The sequence below is a fragment of the Heyndrickxia sporothermodurans genome, from assembly GCF_003055045.1.
Taxonomy (GTDB): domain Bacteria; phylum Bacillota; class Bacilli; order Bacillales; family Bacillaceae_C; genus Heyndrickxia; species Heyndrickxia sporothermodurans.
The window spans coordinates 1-2,508 of record NZ_NAZB01000079.1; the positions used below are offsets into that span (position 1 = coordinate 1).

3 protein-coding genes and 1 pseudogene are annotated in these 2,508 nt (G+C 35.0%); all 4 read right to left on the minus strand.

Annotated features, from left to right (window positions below; genetic code table 11):
- Positions 1-104: 104 nt before the first annotated feature.
- Positions 105-269, minus strand: coding sequence for a hypothetical protein (locus B5V89_RS20280; RefSeq protein WP_181294720.1), 165 nt, complete (start codon positions 267-269; stop codon positions 105-107).
- 180 nt (positions 270-449) lie between these two features.
- Positions 450-806, minus strand: coding sequence for a transposase (locus tag B5V89_RS19095; protein ID WP_107921415.1), 357 nt, complete (start codon positions 804-806; stop codon positions 450-452).
- Position 807: 1 nt separating this feature from the next.
- A complete protein-coding gene (locus B5V89_RS19100; RefSeq protein ID WP_108073570.1) occupies positions 808-2,136 on the minus strand; it encodes a T7SS effector LXG polymorphic toxin in 1,329 nt (442 codons plus the stop codon).
- Between the two features lie 176 nt (positions 2,137-2,312).
- Positions 2,313-2,508, minus strand: a pseudogene (locus B5V89_RS19105) (SMI1/KNR4 family protein); the annotation flags it as partial.

A 2,508-nucleotide genomic window follows, 5' to 3' on the forward strand; every position in this document is an offset into this window, starting at 1 on the left:
GAACTTTTTACAATACCTTTATTCGTTTAAATGGCGCTATTCCGGTACAACATTGTGCGATGATCGCGCCCTTTTCTTGAAAAGAATAAAGTTGATTCCACATGCTATTCTTTTTCTTTAACTATTTTTGTGGTAATTAACCAACCAATTGCACCACCTACACCTATTCCAAATATTAACGAGGATACTATGTTGTCAAATACTAAAAAGCCAACAACTGACATCATGAACATAAATAAAAAGATTCCAAACCAACTTATTTTACTCATTTATATTCCTCCACAATTATCACTAATATATCCCGATTGAACAAAGCAAGACCCTACAAAATAGATATTATTAATCAAACGTATTTACAAATTATCAATCTTTATTATAAATGTTTGGACTTTTAATAAAATTATTGAACCCTATTTTAACTCCACTATAACCGATTAAAATCTGAACTGCTATATTAAACAGAGCCTATTTCTTTCTTCTATGAATTCTAAAAACGAATCTTGCAGTTCTCCTTCCGTATCAACAGAATCGAGCAGTAATTTAGGTTCTAACGAACAATCTTTTAAAGTCGTACTTCCATCAATTACTCCTAGCATGTTTGAAATAGTATCAATCATAGTTTGTTCAATTATCTTCATTAAATTATCTTTATTTTCGTCAGTTAAACTATCGTAAAAACCAATAGCTTTTTTCCAATAATTATCTGTTTTAGAAGTAACATTCGTTGTTTTATACAAATCTTTGTATAGTTGAAGGTTCTCTTTAACGATAGACTCATAAAGTGATTTCACAAAAATATCATTCATTTTATTTCCTCATTTCTGGATACATTTTTTTGTTTAATTCAATAAGTTCTTTTAGAGCAGAATTCGGTATGCCATCATAGACTCTTCTAAGTTCCCTAATATCTCTTGCCAATAACTGTCTAGGATTATCTATTCCTTTTGTACTTCTTGAAACGATTCCATGAGGTCCTTTAATGGTGTGCCCCACCTTTGGAACATTAATTGCAGGTTCAGTATTTAAATCATAATTATCTACTAATTTCTTCATTGCTGCCTTCTGTCCTGCATGATGGGCATCAAGTCCTTCTATTCCTTTAATATCTTTATATGCTCCAACTTGATATTTACCCGTACCCTTAGTTTCATCCCCAAACGCTTTCCTCGTCGCCAGCTGAATCTGATCCTCCAAATGATTCATCACATTATAAGGAATGGGGCCAGCGGTAACGGTTCCCATAGATGGGGTAAGTCCTTCAACCTTGGTCGTTATCCTTCCAATGTGCCCCACTTTCATACTTACATTTCCCGCTTTACTGATTCCCTTATCACCCAATGCTCCAATTCCCAAGGTGGTAAATAGGTAAGTAAAATATTTACTCCTACTTTCCGCATCTCCGTTGATGACATCCCGTACAAAACCGTCTTTTACAGCTTTCACCATATATTTGCCCGTATCAACAGCTCTTCCGAAAACAGCTTTTGAATCAAGATAAAGTTCGGTTCCGATTAATCCAGTTTTCAATAGTAAGTCAGGACTTGAGGTGGGACCCAGATATTTTTCAGCCAATTTATAAAGGCCTTTCCAGCCCTCAATGGTATCTCCTACAGCTTTCCCAGAACCTACATATATTCCTTTCAAGATGTTATCAATGGTTGGTTCGATGATTCCTACTTTTGCGCCATCTTTCACTTCCTTGGGAATGTCGGTAACTACCTCATAATATACATCTGAGTCTTTCCCGATTTTTTGATATTCCATGACGATAAGTCCGTCTGGATATACTTGGTATTTGATACTTTTGTAGTTTCCGTAGGCTTCCCTATGAATCGTTTGAATGGGAGTCATGTTTCCTTTTTGTACGAATTCACCTAGTAGACTCCGATATGCTTCTTCCCTCATTAATTTCTGAGATGTAAAGTTGGTGATGATTTGCTTGTTTCCCTTAAGTTTGGAATCCATTTGTTCGATAAATCGGGACATCGTTTGAATATCTTTGCGAACGGAATCCAGTGATCGTGTTGCTTGTTGGTCAAAGGAATGCAGTTGATGAAGCGTCGTCTTCACCTTTTCTTTTGCTCGCTTGATTTGATGCATTGTTTCCTTGTAACTATGGTAAGTGTACAATATCATCTACTTTTTGCATGAAATGGTTGCCTTCATCTGTTAGGTACCCGAAGAAAGGTTTGAAAATAGAATAGAAGAGGTTTATTTCTATTCTACAAATAATTAGTGCTCACTAAGCACTAGATAGTCCCTAAAAAAGAAACCTTGAAAGGCACTTGCCAATCAAGATTTTTCCATTCATTCTATATTTCTTGATTAACTAATTCTAACAAAAAATCACCAAAGTCGTTAGCAATTATTTCATTCGTTTGACTCTTTAGATCAAATCCAGGTACAAAAGAAACTAATTTAGGCTCCCCTTTATTATCCAGTTGATTAAAGTCTAAACAAAAAACATCATCACTTCCGGTATCATAAACTCTATAGCCCCTAAATGAA

Coding starts and splice junctions, on each gene's coding strand:
- B5V89_RS19100 (WP_108073570.1), bottom strand. CDS start 2,136: ATGATATTGTACACTTACCATAGTTACAAGGAAACAATGCATCAAATC.
- B5V89_RS20280 (WP_181294720.1), bottom strand. CDS start 269: ATGAGTAAAATAAGTTGGTTTGGAATCTTTTTATTTATGTTCATGATG.
- B5V89_RS19095 (WP_107921415.1), bottom strand. CDS start 806: ATGAATGATATTTTTGTGAAATCACTTTATGAGTCTATCGTTAAAGAG.